The organism is Methylobacterium sp. ME121 (assembly GCF_000974725.1).
GTDB lineage: Bacteria > Pseudomonadota > Alphaproteobacteria > Rhizobiales > Beijerinckiaceae > Methylobacterium > Methylobacterium radiotolerans.
Genome location: NZ_BBUX01000176.1, coordinates 1 through 1,201, shown reverse-complemented (window position 1 = coordinate 1,201; position 1,201 = coordinate 1). Strand labels below are relative to the sequence as shown.

1 protein-coding gene and 1 pseudogene are annotated in these 1,201 nt (G+C 69.6%); both read right to left on the bottom strand.

The window, feature by feature from the left end:
• Nucleotides 1–835, bottom strand: an 835-nt coding sequence (locus tag ME121_RS32780; protein WP_059410339.1) for an SGNH/GDSL hydrolase family protein, incomplete at its 3' end; no start/stop codon positions are given.
• Between the two features lie 78 nt (nucleotides 836–913).
• A pseudogene (locus tag ME121_RS32775) lies at nucleotides 914–1,201 on the bottom strand (GDP-L-fucose synthase); the annotation flags it as partial.

Sequence of the window (1,201 nt, the reverse complement as noted above, 5' to 3'; positions counted from 1 at the left end):
TCTCGAAGCGCTCGTACTGGCGGTCGAGATAGGCGAGGAACGCGCCGGACGCGACGCCGGCCTCCGCGGCCGCGTGCGTCTCCTTGCGGACGACCGTCGGCTGCAGGAGAAACCGCACGGGTGCGCCGATCCCCGGCGCGAGCCGCGCGAGGCGCTTCAGCGCCAGCTCGAACTGCCGCACCACCTCCCATTCCCAGATGTCGGACTGCCAGTTCGTCAGCGCGCGCAGGTTCTCGAGGCGGTTGAAGATCATCGCCTGCAGGCCGTCATACGACAGGGCCTCCGCGTCGTCGGCGGACTTCCTCGGATCGAAGAAGTAATCGTACAGGCTCTCGTTCGCGAAGTGATTGTATGGGACGCCTGCCCGCGGATCGAAGCTCCAGGGCTGGAAGATGTCGGTCGCGCCGCCGACGATCAGGATGACGTCGGGCTGCAGGTCCATCAGCCGCGTCGTGATCAGGGCGATCATCTGGTTCAGGCAGGCCGAGACCGCGCCGAAATTGTACACCCGCGCGCCCGGCCCGTGCGCCTGCTTCAGCCCGGTCTCCAGCCGCCCGGGCACGGTGTCAGCGAAGACCTGGCCGTCGATCAGGGTGCTGTCGCCGACCACGAAGACCCGCAGCGTCTCGGAGGGCGGCCGCGCGTCCGCGTGCGCGTCGTTGCGGTACCCGAGGGCGTCGTAGCGCCATCCCTGACCGGAGGCCTCCGTCAGCGGCTTGCCGGCGAAATGCGCGTAGGGTGCGGGAAACCGGCTGTTGGCGTCGAAGTTCTGGAAGCTCTGCAGGAACTTCCGCCGTCGCGCGTCCGCGCTGTCGTCGGGCGGCCGGTGGGCCATGGTCCGTCTCCTCCCCGGGCGGGGACCCGGTGGCTTTGCGATCATCGGTGAACCGAGCTGGCGGGGCGGAGGGCCCGCTCAGCTCCGCAGGGTCGCGTGGTTCTCCAGGAACCAGCCGTAGGTCTGGCGCAGGCCGTCCTCAAGGGCGATCTCCGGTCGCCAGCCCATCGCCCGCAGCCGCGACACGTCCATCAGCTTGCGCGGCGTGCCGTCCGGCTTGGTCGCGTCGAACGCCAGCTCGCCCGCGTAGCCGATCACCCGCGCGAGCGCCTCGGCGAGTTGACGGATGGTGCAATCCTCGCCGGTCCCGACGTTGATGTGCGACAGGTCGGGGCGGGTGTTCGCGGCGTAGACCGCGTCGTCCAT